The sequence below is a fragment of the Pseudomonas sp. S2_F07 genome, assembly GCF_054668325.1.
Map to the genome: position 1 here is coordinate 4,559,632 of NZ_CP162758.1, position 15,289 is coordinate 4,574,920.

The 15,289-nt window shown below is 61.2% G+C and carries 13 protein-coding genes and 1 pseudogene; 10 read left to right on the forward strand and 4 right to left on the reverse strand.

Annotation, left to right across the window (positions count from 1 at the left end; all coding sequences use genetic code 11):
- Window positions 1-2: 2 nt before the first annotated feature.
- From AB4O40_RS20645 to AB4O40_RS20665, 5 genes are all read left to right on the forward strand, one after another.
- Complete coding sequence (locus AB4O40_RS20645; RefSeq protein WP_056725280.1) at window positions 3-560, forward strand: NUDIX hydrolase; 558 nt, start codon at window positions 3-5, stop codon at window positions 558-560.
- A gap of 280 nt (window positions 561-840) precedes the next feature.
- On the forward strand, window positions 841-1,212 hold the full coding sequence (locus AB4O40_RS20650; protein ID WP_008053936.1) for a translation initiation factor Sui1: 372 nt from the start codon (window positions 841-843) through the stop codon (window positions 1,210-1,212).
- A gap of 219 nt (window positions 1,213-1,431) precedes the next feature.
- Complete coding sequence (speA, locus tag AB4O40_RS20655) at window positions 1,432-3,345, forward strand: arginine decarboxylase (protein WP_056725278.1); 1,914 nt, start codon at window positions 1,432-1,434, stop codon at window positions 3,343-3,345.
- Between the two features lie 232 nt (window positions 3,346-3,577).
- The gene (locus tag AB4O40_RS20660; protein ID WP_223541703.1) at window positions 3,578-4,897 is read left to right on the forward strand and encodes a type VI secretion system Vgr family protein; all 1,320 of its coding nucleotides are present in this window, start codon (window positions 3,578-3,580) and stop codon (window positions 4,895-4,897) included.
- On the forward strand, window positions 4,894-5,694 hold the full coding sequence (locus tag AB4O40_RS20665; protein ID WP_223541702.1) for a DUF4123 domain-containing protein: 801 nt from the start codon (window positions 4,894-4,896) through the stop codon (window positions 5,692-5,694). Before AB4O40_RS20660 ends, AB4O40_RS20665 begins: the two co-directional genes overlap by 4 nt.
- 32 nt (window positions 5,695-5,726) lie before the next feature.
- Here the strand turns inward: AB4O40_RS20665 and AB4O40_RS20670 are convergent, their stop codons facing one another.
- Both AB4O40_RS20670 and AB4O40_RS20675 read right to left on the reverse strand, forming a co-directional pair.
- On the reverse strand, window positions 5,727-7,076 hold the full coding sequence (locus AB4O40_RS20670) for an MATE family efflux transporter (RefSeq protein WP_223541701.1): 1,350 nt from the start codon (window positions 7,074-7,076) through the stop codon (window positions 5,727-5,729).
- 97 nt (window positions 7,077-7,173) lie between these two features.
- Window positions 7,174-7,467: a hypothetical protein gene (locus AB4O40_RS20675; protein WP_056725270.1), complete on the reverse strand. Its 294-nt coding sequence runs from the start codon at window positions 7,465-7,467 to the stop codon at window positions 7,174-7,176.
- 156 nt (window positions 7,468-7,623) lie between these two features.
- On the opposite strand from AB4O40_RS20675, the gene AB4O40_RS20680 reads away from it, so the two are divergent.
- From AB4O40_RS20680 to AB4O40_RS20700, 5 genes and pseudogenes are all read left to right on the forward strand, one after another.
- Window positions 7,624-7,926: a MazG-like family protein gene (locus AB4O40_RS20680; RefSeq protein ID WP_007971343.1), complete on the forward strand. Its 303-nt coding sequence runs from the start codon at window positions 7,624-7,626 to the stop codon at window positions 7,924-7,926.
- A complete protein-coding gene (locus tag AB4O40_RS20685; RefSeq protein ID WP_056725266.1) occupies window positions 7,926-8,675 on the forward strand; it encodes a methyltransferase domain-containing protein in 750 nt (249 codons plus the stop codon). Before AB4O40_RS20680 ends, AB4O40_RS20685 begins: the two co-directional genes overlap by 1 nt.
- A 12-nt stretch (window positions 8,676-8,687) precedes the next feature.
- Window positions 8,688-9,296 (forward strand): DUF4136 domain-containing protein, encoded by a 609-nt coding sequence (locus AB4O40_RS20690; protein WP_056725263.1) that lies wholly within the window; start codon window positions 8,688-8,690, stop codon window positions 9,294-9,296.
- A gap of 56 nt (window positions 9,297-9,352) precedes the next feature.
- A complete protein-coding gene (locus AB4O40_RS20695; protein ID WP_056725261.1) occupies window positions 9,353-9,916 on the forward strand; it encodes a DUF4136 domain-containing protein in 564 nt (187 codons plus the stop codon).
- Between the two features lie 147 nt (window positions 9,917-10,063).
- A pseudogene (locus AB4O40_RS20700) lies at window positions 10,064-12,045 on the forward strand (pilus assembly protein TadG-related protein).
- Here the strand turns inward: AB4O40_RS20700 and AB4O40_RS20705 are convergent.
- Window positions 12,042-14,783 carry a PAS domain-containing sensor histidine kinase gene (locus AB4O40_RS20705; RefSeq protein WP_460053525.1) on the reverse strand — a complete coding sequence of 914 codons (2,742 nt, stop codon included), beginning with the start codon at window positions 14,781-14,783 and terminating at the stop codon, window positions 12,042-12,044. The pseudogene AB4O40_RS20700 and the gene AB4O40_RS20705 sit on opposite strands and share 4 nt — an antisense overlap.
- Window positions 14,780-15,220 carry a TadE/TadG family type IV pilus assembly protein gene (locus tag AB4O40_RS20710; protein WP_056725254.1) on the reverse strand — a complete coding sequence of 147 codons (441 nt, stop codon included), beginning with the start codon at window positions 15,218-15,220 and terminating at the stop codon, window positions 14,780-14,782. Before AB4O40_RS20710 ends, AB4O40_RS20705 begins: the two co-directional genes overlap by 4 nt.
- Window positions 15,221-15,289: the final 69 nt, after the last annotated feature.

Consider the following 15,289-nt stretch of genomic DNA (forward strand, 5'->3'; position numbering starts at 1 on the left):
TCATGGTCGATAACGCCAGGGAAGCCGCGCACCGTGCGGCCTCCGATGCCGAACAGATCGCCTGGGTCGACGAACAGGACAACCTGCTCGGAGCCCTGGTCCGTTCCGATTTGCGCGAGCGCGGGCTGATCGGGCGCGGCACCTACATTATGTTGTTCAACTCCGCTGGCGAACTGTGCGTACACCGACGCACCCTGAGCAAGGCGATCTATCCCGGTTACTGGGACGTGGCGGCGGGGGGCATGGTGCTCGCCAGTGAAACCTACGCCGAGTCGGCGGCAAGGGAGCTGGAGGAAGAGCTGGGCGTAAGTGGCGTGGAGCTGACTGCCCATGACCACTTTTTCTTCGAGGACACCGGCAATCGCCTGTGGTGTTCGGCGTTTTCAGCGGTATGGGACGGACCGTTGATCCTGCAACCCGAAGAGGTGCTCGAAGCGCGCTTTATCCCCGTCGATCAGGTCATGCTGGAAATCGAGCAAAAGCCTTATTGCCCGGACTCTCTGGCAGCGTTGAAGCGCTATTTGCGCTCACGCCGGATCGACGTCGCAAAACAGCTATAAATTGGCGCCGATTGGCTCTTAGCAATCGGCGTTTTTGCCGTTACACTGCGCGACCTTTTCAAGCTGAACCGGCATTGCCCGTTGTAGGAGCTGCCGCAGGCTGCGATCTTTTGACTTTGCTTTCGCGTCGAAATCAAAAGATCGCAGCCTCGTTGCACTCGTCAGCTCCTACAAAGAGTCGTACCGTTTCAGTAGCGCTGCCCCTGCCTGAGTGGGGCTTCGCGGTCGATAGCCTTCCCAAGTGCTGCGACCAGTCTTTGTCCTCCGAAGAGGATTGCCGGTGGCCAAAAAAGCCGCATCCTTCGCCGCCTTGGGCGGCCTGGTATTTTCCACCGACGCAGGTCGTCATTGCCCGGAATGCAGTAAGCCGGTGGACGCCTGCATCTGCAAACAGACCGTTATCCCGGCCGGCGACGGCATCGCTCGCGTGCGTCGCGAAAGCAAGGGCCGTGGCGGCAAGACGGTGACCACCATCACCGGCGTGCCGTTGGCTGAAGACGCGCTCAAGGACCTGGCCACGACGTTGAAGAAACGTTGCGGTACCGGTGGGGCGCTGAAAGACGGTGTCATCGAAATCCAGGGCGATCATGTCGAGCTACTCTTGGCAGAACTGATCAAGCTCGGTTTCAAGGCGAAGAAGTCCGGCGGCTAGCAGCCTCTGTGAAAACCACCTGCGGCTTGATCCGGTCCTGATGACATTCAGGTCCGGCATCGTCTACATGGTTTTCACAGAGCCTGTTCATGACCGGTATCTAAACTCACTGCGGTCGGCGGGGTCTATTGCCTCGTTGACGAACCGTCATTTTCATTCTTTAGACTGCGCCGGCCTGAACCCAGGCGACGCACTATGACTTCTTTATAGGGGACTTCGATGTCCGTACGACGCACACGCAAAGACGATGGCAGCCAATGGACAGTTGCGGACAGCCGCAGTGTTTACGGGATTCGCCATTGGGGGGCCGGGTATTTCGCGATCAATGACGCCGGTCGCGTCGAAGTTCGTCCGAACGGTCCGAGCAGCTCGCCTATCGACCTGTACGAGCAAGTCGACCAGCTGCGCAAAAGCGGCCTGTCCTTGCCGTTGCTGGTCCGTTTCCCGGACATCCTGCAAGACCGCGTGCGTCAGCTGACCGGCGCGTTCGATTCGAACATCGAGCGTCTGGAATACCAGAGCAAATACACCGCGCTGTACCCAATCAAGGTGAACCAGCAGGAAGCGGTGATCGAGAACATCATCGCTACCCAGAACGTTTCCATCGGCCTGGAAGCCGGCTCCAAGCCTGAGCTGCTGGCAGTGCTGGCATTGGCGCCGAAGGGCGGCACCATTGTCTGCAACGGCTATAAGGACCGCGAATTCATTCGCCTGGCGTTGATGGGCCAGAAGCTCGGCCACAACGTGTTCATCGTGATCGAGAAAGAATCCGAAGTCGGCCTGGTGATCGAAGAAGCCAACTCGCTCAAGGTCAAGCCTCAAGTCGGCCTGCGCGTGCGCCTGTCATCCCTGGCCTCGAGCAAGTGGGCGGACACCGGCGGCGAGAAATCCAAGTTCGGTCTGTCGGCGGCGCAACTGCTGTCGGTGGTCGAGCGTTTCCGTGCAGCCGGCCTGGACCAGGGCATTCGCCTGCTGCACTTCCACATGGGTTCGCAGATCGCCAACCTGGCGGACTACCAGCACGGCTTCAAGGAAGCGATCCGTTACTACGGCGAGTTGCGCAACCTTGGCCTGCCGGTGGACCACATCGACGTCGGCGGTGGCCTGGGCGTTGACTACGACGGTACGCACTCGCGTAACGCCAGTTCGATCAACTACGACATGGACGATTACGCCGGTGTCGTGGTCGGGATGCTCAAGGAGTTCTGCGATGCGCAGAGCCTGCCGCACCCGAATATCTTCTCCGAAAGCGGCCGTTCCCTGACCGCGCACCACGCCATGCTGGTGATCCAGGTGACCGACGTCGAGAAACACAACGACGACGTGCCGCAGATCGAGAACAAGGAAGCGCTGCCGGAAACCGTGCAGTGGCTGGTGGACCTGCTGGGTCCGACCGACATCGAAATGGTTACCGAAACCTACTGGCGCGCCACGCACTACATGAGTGATGTTGCCTCCCAGTACGCCGACGGAAAGCTGACCCTGGCCGAGAAAGCCCTGGCCGAGCAATGCTACTTCGCTGTTTGCCGTCGCCTGCACAACTCGTTGAAGGCACGCCAGCGTTCCCACCGTCAGGTGCTGGACGAACTCAACGACAAGCTGGCCGACAAGTACATCTGCAACTTCTCGGTGTTCCAGAGCCTGCCGGACACCTGGGCCATCGACCAGGTCCTGCCGATCATCCCGCTGCACCGTCTCGACGAAGAGCCGTTGCGTCGCGCGGTGCTGCAAGACCTGACCTGTGACTCCGACGGCAAGATCAACCAGTACGTCGACGAGCAGAGCATCGAGACCAGTTTGCCGGTGCATGCCCTGAAGGAAGGCGAGGACTACCTGTTGGGTGTGTTCCTGGTCGGTGCCTACCAGGAAATTCTTGGCGACATGCACAACCTGTTCGGTGACACCGACTCGGTGAACATCTACCAGAACGCCGACGGCAGCGTGTACCACGCCGGTATCGAAACCCACGACACCATCGAAGACATGCTGCGTTACGTGCACTTGTCCCCGGAAGAACTGATGACCCACTACCGCGACAAGTGCGCCAGTGCCCGCATCAGCGCCACCGAGCGAACGCAGTTCCTCGATGCCTTGCGTCTGGGGCTGACCCGTTCGTCTTACCTGTCTTCCTGAGGTAAGGGGCACGCTCATCAGGTTGTCTGAAAATTTTCCGTTCGCTGCGGAAATTTCAGATGACCTGGTGCGGCAATTCTTCTATTCCAGACGAAATTTCCAGCATCTTCGACAACCCAGCGCATTTGGTCTTCTTTTCGCGTAGGTTATTTCCTAATTTGTATTTCGGCACTCTACTCGGCCATGTCTCTCAGCGAGAATCCCCGGCCGCCCCTCCTGTAGAGAAACGCCGATGTTCAATCCAGTCAGCGAACCTTCATTTCGTCTGGATGTAGCAGGTCTGCCCGACTCCTTAGAGGTCCTGGCCTTTACCGGCAGAGAAGCCATCAGCGAGCCGTTCGTGTTCGACCTGAATCTGCTGATCGATGACCCGGAGCTTGACCTTGCCAGTTTGCTGTACCGCCCGGCCTCCCTGCATTTCGGGCCAGCCGAAAGTCACGTGCATGGACAATTGCATGAAATCGTCCAGCGCGATCACGCCTCGGCACCCCGGCTCTGTCAGGTGCGCCTGGGGCCAAGACTGGCTTGCCTGGCCCAGCGTTTCAGCCAACGAATCTTCAGCGCCCGTTCAGTGCCACAAATCCTCGACCAGGTGCTCAAGGAGCACGGCATTACCGGCATGGATCGACGCCTGGAACTAAGCGGCGAATACCCACCCCGGGATTTTTGCACGCAATATCGAGAGTCAGACCTGCAATTTCTCCAGCGACTGTGCGCCCGGGAAGGGCTTCACTACCACTTCGAACACGGGGCTCGCGGGCACTGTGTGGTGTTTGGTGATGACCGGCAGCATTTCCCAACCGGCGAACCTGCGGTATTGCGCGGCGAAGGCGAACGGCCGGCGGTGCGGCAGTTCGAACGCCAGCGCCGCGGTGGGACAGCGCTGCAGAGTGCCGAATGCCGGACGGACCTGACGACCTTGCGCAGCGGTCGGTTGATGCCGTTGTCCGGTCACCCGGCTGCCGATTGCAATCGGCTCTGGTTGCTGACCCACGTTGAGCATTGGGGCAGCCAGGATACAACGACGCCCTACTACAATCAGGCCCGTACCCTGCAGTGGCCGGCACCCATCGAGCCGCCCTGTGCGACGGTCCAACCAAGGATGCATGGCCCGCAACGGGCGTGGGTGGTCGAGGTCGATGAGCCCGGCCCCGACCCGGCAAGGCCGGTACCGGTGCAATTCGACTGGCTTTATCAGGGCGAAGGTGCGGCGCCCAGTCATTGCTGGCTGCCCTTGGCCAGGCAGTTGCAGGCCTCGACGTTATCGCCGTTGCGGGAAGGAACTGAGCTGGTCGTGAGTTTTTTCGAGGGCGATCCCGATCAACCGCAGATAACCGGGGTGCTGCATGCGCCGGCAACGGTTGAAGCGGTGGACGCTGTCACCCCCGAGCCGGGCTGCACCCATCATGAGGGCGTGGAGCAATGGTTGCGTTCGGGGGAGCCATTGCTGATGTTGTGCCTGCTACCCGGTGGCGGCAGTTTCAACCATTGCGCACAGGCTTTGTGTACCTGTCGTCTGGCGACGCAGCTTGGCCAGAGCTCTGGAGCATGATCGCCACATGCACGCCCGAGGCGCCCCCGCAGTGGCTGTTGCTGGATGTGCCGGGCACGCCGCAGGCGGGTGTCACACTTCGGCAGATGTTTGCCCAGGCCCGATGCTTCGGGTTGTTCGAAGGTACGGAGTGGCATGCGCTGCATGAACAGGGGCCGGTCCTGGTCGATCTGCACACCTGCCCGGCACTGGCCGATTTATGCTTCGTCGACGGACAACGCTGGCCCGGATTGCTGATGCACAGTGAAGCCGGCACTGCGTTGTTGCTGGCGCATTTGCGACGCATGCTCACGGTCACGCTTGGTCTGCACCGGGCCCTTTTGAATTACTACAACCCAATCACGGCCAGCTATTTTTTCGATGCCTGCGATGCCGTTGAGCTGAGTCGCTGGCTAGGGCCTATCCACCAGTTACGCTGGTTCGGCGGTAGTTGGGGCGACCGCGCGATGGGATGTCAGGGCTGGCAGCGCTTGTCCAACCCGGGGTTGGCGGTCAGCCCGTTGGCCGTCGAGGAAAGTCTAAGCGCCGGGCAGCAGGAAAAACTGCAAACCTGCCTGCTCGAACAGCATGCCTGGCGCTGGAACCGATCCACCGGTGTCGATTTCCTTCGTCTGTGGACCTATGTGCAGGAAGGGCTGGCGCTGGCTTTCAGCGAGCGCCCGGTACTTGATGGCTGGATATGGCTACGCCTGCAGCATCCCGATGCCGTGCCCGTGCAGCCGCTGCCGGGCGGGACTCAACAGGAGCGACTCGATAGCCTGCGTCGGCTGTGGCAGAACGATCCACCCTGGCCGTGAGGGCCGAAATTGATTGCCGGGGCCGCGCCCGATCAGTGAATGCCGCCGGCGAACCAGCCATCGTTTCGGCGCAGGCGCCAGGCGATCACACCGAGGGTCAGGCTGCGCAACAGCATGAACAACAGAAAGGTTATCCACAGGCCATGGTTGCCTCCGCCTTGCAGCGCCCAGCCGAAGGGCACTACCAGCGCCACGGTGAGCAGCATGCCGTTGCGCATTTCCCGGGCGCGGGTGGCGCCGATGAACAGGCCGTCGAGCAGGTAACTCCAGACGGCAATCAGCGGCAGTACGGCGAGGTAGGGCAGATAGATGAAGGCGGTGTCGCGCACACTTTGAATGTCGGTCTGCATCTCGATGAACAGATGCCCGGCGAACAGAAACAGCGCGGCAAAGCCCAGGCTTGCCAGCAACGACCAGCCACCGGCCACCACCAATGAACGGCGCAGGGCATCGCGGTCACGGGCGCCAAGCGCATGTCCGCACAGGGCTTCGACGGCGTGGGCCAGGCCATCGAGGGCGTGGGCGGTCAGCAGCAGACCATTGAGCAAAAGAGCGTTGGCCGCGACCGTGGCGTCGCCCAGTCGTGCGCCTTGCACCGTGATCAGGAAGAACACCGATTGCAGCGCCAGGCTGCGGATGAAGATGTCGCGGTTGACCGCCAGCAGTGGCCGCCAACTCTGCCACAGCGCCAATGCTGCCCAGACGATATGGCCGGGGTAGGCGCGCAGGGCTTTGCGGGTCATCAGCAAGCCAATCAGTGCACCGGTCCATTCGGCAATCACCGAGGCCCTGGCCGCACCGACAACGCCCCATTCCAGGCCGAGGACGAACCACAGGTTCAGGGCAATGTTGACCAGGTTGGTGCTCAGCAGAATCGCCAGGGGCGCCCGGGCGTTCTGGGTGCCGAGAAACCAGCCGACCAGTGCATAACTGGCGAGCGCTGCCGGCAGGCCGAACAGGCGGGTGTGGAAGAACTCGCGGGTCAGTTGATCGAGCTCCGCCGACGGTTGCATGAAGTGCAACGCGACCCCGCTCAAAGGCACGCCCACCGCCCCCAGGACCACGGCCAGGCCAATGGCGAGCAGCAGGCCCTGCAAGAGAATCTGCCGCAAGGCCGCGCCATCCCCGCGCCCGGCCGCCTGGGCGGCGAACCCGGTGGAGCCCATGCGCAGAAAGCCCATGGCCCAGGCGAGGAAGGTGTACAGACTGGCCCCGACCGCGACGGCGCCGAGTTGGTGGGCATGAGGCAGGTGACCGATGACGGTGCTGTCGACCAATGCCACCAGCGGTACGGAAATGTTTGAAAGAATCATCGGCGCAGCGAGCGCCCAGACCCGGCGATGGGTAGGGCGGTCGCGCCAGTCGGCGGTCAGGTTGGACATGCAGGCTCCTTGGGGGAGCGGGCATTGTAGCGGCACATCGAGAGCAAACCGCGATCAAATGTGGGAGCGGGTTTGCTCCCACAGGTGTCCAGTGGTGTCAGTGGATGATCCAGCTGAGCAACCAAAGCCCCAGCACCAACCAGATGATCCCCATGATGAACGATGCATTGAGAAAGGCGCGGATCGCCGACCACAGCAGTATCAGCCCGAGGATCAAGGTCACGATGCTGATGACCGAGGTATCCATGCCCAGCGCCTGGGACAGGCCTTCGACAAAATTGCTGCTGGCGTTGCTCAACAGATTGAACAGCCCGCTGAGGGCATCAACGATGAAGCGGATGATCGAGCCGAGTACCTGGCCGAGCCATTCGGAAAAACCTTCTACCTGCATGGAGTGAACGTCCTGATTAAAGAGAATTGAGTCTTGGGCTGTCGATCATGCTGCCGAGTTCCCACAAGCATAGAGGGTTGCACGCAGAGCGTGCACCTTCTGCCCCTTGCCTTCACCTGTGATCCCCCCGAAGCTATACGCCTTCAGGAGAGCCCGATGAACCTTGTTGAACTGACCGAACGCCTGCACGCCATCCGTGACCGCAATGACTGGCGGCAATTTCACAGCCCGAAAAACCTGGCCATGGCCGCGAGCGTGGAAATGTCCGAACTGGTGGAAATTTTCCAGTGGCTGACCGAAGACCAGTCACGCCAGTTACCGGCGGACAAACTTGCCCACGCCGGGCAGGAAGTCGGTGACATCGTGCTTTATCTGTTGCTGTTGTGCAGCGAGCTGGGCCTGGACATGGAAGCCGTGGTGCGCAGCAAACTGGCGGACAGCGAACGGAGGTTCAGCTGATGAGCGACCGTCATTTCGATCAACTGGCGACCCGTTTCGCCGAAAAAATCTACGGTGGTGCCAAAGGCGCGATCCGTCTCGCGGTGTTGCAGGCCGACCTGACCGAAATCCTGCCCGACCGGCCGCTGCGCGTGCTGGACATCGGCGCCGGCCTTGGCCACATGTCGTTGTGGCTGGCCCAGCGCGGCCATCAGGTGACCCTCGCCGAGCCCGCCGAGCCGATGCTTGAAGGCGCCCGCCAGCGCTTTGCCGAAGCCGGGCAGAGCGCCACGTTCATTCAGGCACCGTGGCAGGAGCTGCTCGGGCAGCTCACCGAGCCCTACGACCTGGTGCTGTGCCACGCCGTGCTGGAATGGCTGGCCGAACCCCACGCCATCCTGCCGGTGCTGCATCAACTGACCAAGGCCGACGGCTGGCTGTCCCTGGCGTTCTATAACCGCGACGCGCTGATTTATCGCAACTTGCTCAAGGGCCATTTCCGCAAGATGCGCAAGAACGACATGGCCGGTGAAAAGCAGAGCTTGACCCCGCAACAGCCCCTTGATCCGCGCGAGCTGGCGGCGCAACTTGAAGGTCTGTGGAAGGTCGAAACCATGAGTGGCGTGCGGGTTTTCCACGATTACATGCCAGTGGAGTTCCAGGCCCGCGCCGAGCTGGCGGACCTGCTGGAAATGGAACTGGCCCACCGTCGTCATCCGGGCTTTGCCGGGCTTGGGCGATATTTGCACTGGATCTGTCGGCCTGTCTGATCGGAGCACGCAATGAAAAGTCATTCAGGTGTGCTGGTGTTCTGCCTGGGGCTGGCGGCCTGTCAGGGCAGCAACCCCTATGTCGCCACGTCCAACCCATTGCCACCGGCGCCGCCCCAGGCCGCCAAGACCTTTGACCGCAGCGCTTACCCGGCAGCCCCCCGTGACTATGGGCGCTACCGCAGTTGGGCGTGGCTCGACGGGCATTTGCCACCGGGCACCGCCTGGGCCGACTCGGCGCAGATCGCCGAAGCGGTCAGCAATGCGCTGGATCAACGCGGCTTGCGCCCGCTGCACGATAATCGACCGGCCGACCTGTTTGTCAGCGCCGACCTGCGGATGGAAACCCGCTTGCGCCAGGTTCAGGACGACTATTACGGCGGCGGTTATGGTGGCTACAACGGCTATGGCCCTGGATATGGCGGGTACGCCACTGTACCGGTCGTTCGTACCTATCAGGAGCAAGTCGTAGTGGTTCAGGTGGATATGTATGACGCCAGGAGCGGCCAGCCGGTGTGGAGCGCCAGCGCTGAAACCGGTAACCGGGGCAGCGAAAGCGAGCGGGCCGATGCCATACGGCAGGCTGTGGAAAAGGCAATGTCGGCGTATCCTCCCAGTTAGCTTCTTATCGAATAAGAAGCATTTCGCAGGATCATGCCTTCAACCGGAGACTCATCATGTTCCGCCGTTTTGTTTTACTGGCAGTGGCCGCGCTACTCAGTGCCTGCGCCGCCAACCAGGTCAATCATGACTTCGACGCCAGCCGCGACTTTGCTGCCTATCGCAGCTGGACCTGGAAAGAGCCCGCCCTGCAATACCGTCCCGATGATCCACGGATCAAGAGCGACCTGACCGAACAGCGCGTCCGTCAGGCGGTTGCCGATCAACTGGATCAGCGCGGTCTGCGCCCGGCCGCCGCAGGCGCCAAGGGCGATTTGAATGTACAGACCTACCTGATTGTCGAAGAGCGGCAACAACAGGTGACCACCAATTACGGCGGCGGCTGGGGTAACCCGTGGTATGGCTACTACGGCGCCCCCATGTATAACGAAACCCGCAACGTCAGCTACAAAGTGGCGACCATCCAGATCGACCTGCTCGATGGCAAGGACGGCAAGCTGGTGTGGCGTGGCAGTGACGAACAGATACTCAGCCGCACGCCGAACCCGACCGATCGTCGCGATGCCATCTGGGAAACGGTCACGCGGATATTGGCTAACTACCCACCGCACGCATCCTAGAATCAGTCAGCCCCTGAACCCCTGTGCCTCACAGGGGTTTTTTATTGCCTGAAGTGGCAAGTTGCCAGCAGTCTCGGCCGCCCTTGTCTACACTGCTTTTCACCAACGGAGGTTGCGCCCGGCCGTGCGCCGGCAAAGGAGTGCGCCATGTCTCCCCGCCTGCAGTTTTGCGGCCCGGCCCGGCAACGGGGGGCGATCGGCTTGATGGCTGCATTGACCCTGACTCTGGCGTTGGCATTCATGTTGTTGGTGGTCGATACCGGCAGGCTGTATCTGGAAAAACGCAGTTTGCAGCGCGTGGCAGACATGGCCGCCCTTGAGGCTGCCACCAGGGGGGAGACTGTTCCGGCGGCTCAACCGCTAACACCTATGCCACGGCCAGCGCGCAACGAAATGGTTTCGCCATTCCCTCCACTGGACGCGTACTGGCTGTGGCGTGTGGTGCGCTGACCCTGGATGCCAACAACCTTCGGGTATTCGCTGCCGACCCAAGCAAAAGCGAGGCTATCCGGGTTATTGCCAGCCATGTCGTGCAACAGAGTATTGCCGGCGGCATCGGCGCGTTGGCCGGCGGCGCACCGACGGGTTCAACGCTGACGCTGAGCGCTACGGCGGTCGCTGCGTTGCCGCCTCCCCTGGCTTCATTGACGATCCGCAGTGCGGTCCTGACCTTTGATACCAGCAAGGCCGCCATTACCAGTCTGCTTTTCGGAGGGTTGCTGGGAGGCAACGTCAGTATCAGTGCGGCGGGCTGGAACGGGTTGGTCAATACCGACATCAGCCTGCTCGGCTACCTCAACCGGTTGAAAATCGACCTCGGCCTGACTGCGGTTGGCTACGATCAGGTACTGGGTAATACGATCAATGTCAGCCAGTTGATCCAGACCGCCATCAACGTACTGGACCCCAACGGCACACTTGGAGCATCTGCAACCATTGTCAGCCTGCAAGCGTTGAAGGTGGCAGCGGGTACGACGTCCGTTGTGCTGGGTAACATGTTGCATGTTGAAAGCGGCACCGACATTTCGACCCTTGCCGTGAACCTCAAAGCCTTCGATCTGATTGAAGGGTTTGTACAACTGGCCAACAAGAAGAATGCCGCGGTCGCGACCTTGCCGATCAACATCGCTGGCCTGGCGCAGATCACGGCACGGGTGCAGGTGATGGAGCCCCCGCAACTGTCGGCCATCGGCAATCCAAAAAACGCGGCATTGGCCCCTTTGGGCCCCAACCGCATCTATGTACGCACGGCTCAGGTCAAGACGTTGTTGTCGATCAACCTGCCCGTGCTGGACGCCATCACGCCTCTGGTCAACGCTGTCATCGATCTCGCTTCACCCCTGGCCAATATCCTGAACTCATTGTTTGATTGGGACCTGGTGGGCGTTGTCAACGAATTGACCTGCGCGGTGCTCGTGCCGTGCGACACGCCGGAAATCAAGCTGTTGCCACCTCCGATACGCATCGACGTGGCCCTGGAGGCGGCCGGTGCCTGGAGTTATGTCACGGCTTACAGTTGTGTGAGTACGACGAACAAAAGCCTGACGACCAGCACCACCACCACGCTGATCGGTTTGAAGATCGGGCAGATCAATCCCGCCGATGTGTTTGGCTCACCCGCTGTTCCACCCAGCAACCACGTCAATCCCCTGAAGGTCATCGACATCGGCGTGCAGACCTGCAAGCGGCTGCTGATCCTGTCCCTGACCTGCTACAACCATCAGCCCGGTGTTGGCGGCAGCATCGATCTCATGGTCAACACCGCGGTTGCCCAAAATGCCAACATCCCCCACGTCTATTCCGCACCGGCGGCTGCCAACCTGCCGGAGATCAATCAGCCACCGTTTTACTACGCCTTTACCACGACCAACATCGTCAACAGCCTGAACACCACTGTGAGTAACCTTGGTGTGAACATGTATGGGCCGTCGGGCAGCATCGTGGGAGGCTTGGGCAGTATTTTGAGTGAGGTCACGACTGCGTTGGTCAATGCGATCAATACGGTACTCAGCCCGTTACTGGATACGCTGATCAATACGTTGCTGGCGAGCCTGGGGATCGACCTGAACAAAGTCGAAGTGGGTGCCAACCTCAGTTGTCATTCGGGTCGAGCGGCGCTGGTGATCTAGTCCGGCGTCACAATCGGCAGTTCGATGCAGAAACGCGCACCTTCGCTGGTGTTTTGCACGCTCAGTTTTCCGCCCATATGCTCGACGATGCCGTAGCTTACCGAGAGCCCCAGACCGGTGCCGACACCCACCGGTTTGGTGGTGAAGAACGGCTCGAAAATCCGCTCCAGCAAACGCGGGTCGATACCGCCGCCGTTGTCCTCGACCCACAAGCGTACCGAGTGCGTATCCCGTTCGGTATACAGCGAAATCCACGGTTTGAAATCGGGGTTGGCCTCGCGCTCGCCGAGCAATGCATCACGGGCGTTGACCATCAGGTTGATCAGCACCTGCTCAAGCTGATCGACGTAGCCGCGCACCAGCACTTCAAAACCGGTCTCGCTGATGCGCAGGTCGACGCCTTTGCCGCGCATTCCTTCGGACAACAGCGCCAGCGTGCCTTCGATGGCCTTGGCCGGGTTGAATGGCTGCTGCTCGATTTCCGAACGGCGGCCGAACACCCGCATGTGGTCCACCACCCGCGCGGCGCGCTGCACCTGGGTGTCGATGCGAGTGAGCTTGTCGATCAGGTAATCGACTTGTACATCACCGTTATTGAGGCGCTTGAGTACGTTGACGATGGCCATGCGCATGACGTTCAGCGGCTGGTTGATCTCATGGGCCAGGCCGGTGGCCATTTCACCGAGGGTGGCCATTTTCGCGCTTTGTGTGAGCTGCTGCTGCGAGCGCCGCACCTCGGTGTTGTCGCGCCCCACGGCCTGGACCTCGAGCAACCGGCCCTGTTCATCGAACACCCCGCGATCGGACCAGACCCACCAGGCGTGTTCGCGGCCGGGCAGTTGCAGGTTGATCTCGGCGGTACTGACCGGAAACTCGGGGCTCAACTGGTCCAGCCGTCGAGTGAATGCCTCGCGCTGTTCCCTGGACATCCAGTTGCCCAGATTCATCCCCGGCAATTGCTCGGGCGCCAATTCCAGGTAGGTGGCCAACGGGCGGTTGCCGAAGGTCAGCGTCAGATCCGGCTGGTAGCGGCAGATCATCGCCGGCGAGTCTTCCACCAGAATCCGGTAGCGTTCTTCACTTTGCCTGACCTGTTCAGTGGCCTGGGTCGCTTCGGTGATATCCAGCCACAGACCCACGGCTTCCACCGGCAAGCCGAGGTCGTCGCGCAACAACTTCGCTTCGTCCAGCAGCCAGTGATAGTCGCCGCGACTGTCGCGCAACCGATAGCGGGCGCGCACCGAGCCTTCACGCAGCAACAGCCGCGTGCGCTCGAAATACTGCGGGCGGTCGTCGGGATGTACCCGTTCAACCAACGCCCCGGGCGCACAGTCGGCGAGGGTCCAGCCGAGCAGTGGCAACAGGCTGTCGCTGAAGAACACCGGTTGCAACACACCTTCGACATAGCGCTGTACGTAAATCACCGCCGGAGAGCTGGCGATCAGATTGTCCAGGCGTGCGCGGGCGGCGGCGGCGATCTGCTCCTGGTTCTTTATGTCGCTGATGTCGAGCATGAAACCCACCAGCCGACGGTTTTTCCCCGCGCCCAGGGCCTGGCCTTGCAGGCGATACCAGATGGGTTCGGGCGCATTGTAGGGGCGATACAGGCGCACACACAGCAGCAGGGGAATGCCCTGCGTCTGCAAGTCTTTCAGGCGCATGCGCAGCTCTTCGCGGTCGACGGGATACACCTGTTCGAGCCAGTCCTGCACGGATAAACGCGATGTTCCAAGGTTCAGGGTGGTGACCAGCGAAGGCGCCAACTGAACCTCGTCGCTGTCGCTGAAGACTTCCCACCAGCCTGTTCCCAGCAAGGCTTGCAGCGATTCCAGGCGTTCCAGTTGCAGATGATGCCGATGCTCGCGCAGGCGCCCGAGCAAGGGGCTGGCGAGCGCGGCGGTGATTTGCAGCCAGTCGCGTTCCGTGACATCGGGGGCGCGTTGTTGCGCCGTGAAGAAACCGCACAGCAACCAGGCAACCACCCCTTGCGCATCGTGATAAGGCACGGCGAAGCCATCGGTATTGCCGAACGTGCCCTGCAGGCGCGGGTGTTCGCGCGGGGTCAGGTGCTGCGGTGCGGAGCCGCTCAGACTGTCCAGCCCCGTGCCCAGGCGTTGACCGTTTTGCCAAAGTTGCGCTGCATCAAGGGCCGCGTAGTGCTGGTAAATTTGCCAACCCTGTTCCTGCTCATCGAGCAAGGCCAGGGCAATGCACGGGATCTGAAAGCGCTGGGCCAGGCTTTGCAGTTGTTCGGCCAGCATCTCGGGCAGGCGAGTCAGGCTACACAGGCGCAACTGTCCGGCGATTTGCAGCGCCAGCACCTGGCATTGTTCGCGGTTGCGCGATTGCCGGCGTTCGAGCAGCAAGTCACCGATGTCCAGCATCTGCAACAGCCAGGCATCGGCCAAGGGTTGCACCCAGCCGCGCAAATGTAGCGGCGGACCGTTGAGGCTGCAGAAGTCCAGGTCCAGGGTTTGTCCCTGCCAGTCCGCTGGCGAGCCTTCGATGACGAGGCTGCTGTGGGGCAACAGGAAGTCGAGCAGGTGCGGTGCCTGTGCGCTGGGGGGATGCTGGGCCAGCAAGTGCCGCAGCGGACCGCTCAATTGAACGACACGCCCCTCGGCATTGAGTTGCATCTGCAATCCGAAGCTGTGCACCTGCAGTGCCTCCGGCGGCTCCGGTGGCGGCGGCGGGTGTCGGTGGAGCAGGCGCCCGAACAATTTGTCCCCGGCACTCAAAATTGCAGGCTCGCACTGGCCGTGAGGGTCGCCGGCAGATTGGGTACCTGACCGATGCCGGGCAGGTTCAGGAACGGGATGACGGCGCTGATTTTATTGGTGGGGTAACTGATGCGCACTGTCAGCAAGCCGCCCACATAAGTGACGGTGGCATCAGTGGCGACATTGAAGTTCAGGGCCGGCGCAATCCAGGCCGTTTGCGTGGTCAGCTCCGTCTTGGCGCGGGCGATCAGCGCGGCACTGTAACCCGGGGTGGCCGGGTCCAGCGCCACGCTGCGGCGTACGGCTTCGGCGGTCGACTGGTTGAATGACTGCATCAACAGCAGCGGCAGGCTGTAGCTGATGATGCCGTAGAACACGCCAAAAAAAATGATGAACACCAAGGCGAATTCAATTGCGGCGGCACCTTTTTGTTTGTGGGGGAGGCTGGCTTTCATGAGTGCGTCTACCCTGACCAACACTGAGTAATGTCAGCATAGAATCATTCAGCCAAAACGGACGTTTTT

Coding starts and splice junctions, on each gene's coding strand:
- AB4O40_RS20670 (WP_223541701.1), bottom strand. CDS start 7,076: ATGTCCAACCTGACCGCCGACTGGCGCGACCGCCCTACCCATCGCCGG.
- AB4O40_RS20695 (WP_056725261.1), top strand. CDS start 9,353: ATGTTCCGCCGTTTTGTTTTACTGGCAGTGGCCGCGCTACTCAGTGCC.
- AB4O40_RS20680 (WP_007971343.1), top strand. CDS start 7,624: ATGAACCTTGTTGAACTGACCGAACGCCTGCACGCCATCCGTGACCGC.
- AB4O40_RS20665 (WP_223541702.1), top strand. CDS start 4,894: ATGATCGCCACATGCACGCCCGAGGCGCCCCCGCAGTGGCTGTTGCTG.
- AB4O40_RS20690 (WP_056725263.1), top strand. CDS start 8,688: ATGAAAAGTCATTCAGGTGTGCTGGTGTTCTGCCTGGGGCTGGCGGCC.
- speA (WP_056725278.1), top strand. CDS start 1,432: ATGTCCGTACGACGCACACGCAAAGACGATGGCAGCCAATGGACAGTT.
- AB4O40_RS20660 (WP_223541703.1), top strand. CDS start 3,578: ATGTTCAATCCAGTCAGCGAACCTTCATTTCGTCTGGATGTAGCAGGT.
- AB4O40_RS20685 (WP_056725266.1), top strand. CDS start 7,926: ATGAGCGACCGTCATTTCGATCAACTGGCGACCCGTTTCGCCGAAAAA.
- AB4O40_RS20710 (WP_056725254.1), bottom strand. CDS start 15,220: ATGAAAGCCAGCCTCCCCCACAAACAAAAAGGTGCCGCCGCAATTGAA.
- AB4O40_RS20675 (WP_056725270.1), bottom strand. CDS start 7,467: ATGCAGGTAGAAGGTTTTTCCGAATGGCTCGGCCAGGTACTCGGCTCG.
- AB4O40_RS20645 (WP_056725280.1), top strand. CDS start 3: ATGGTCGATAACGCCAGGGAAGCCGCGCACCGTGCGGCCTCCGATGCC.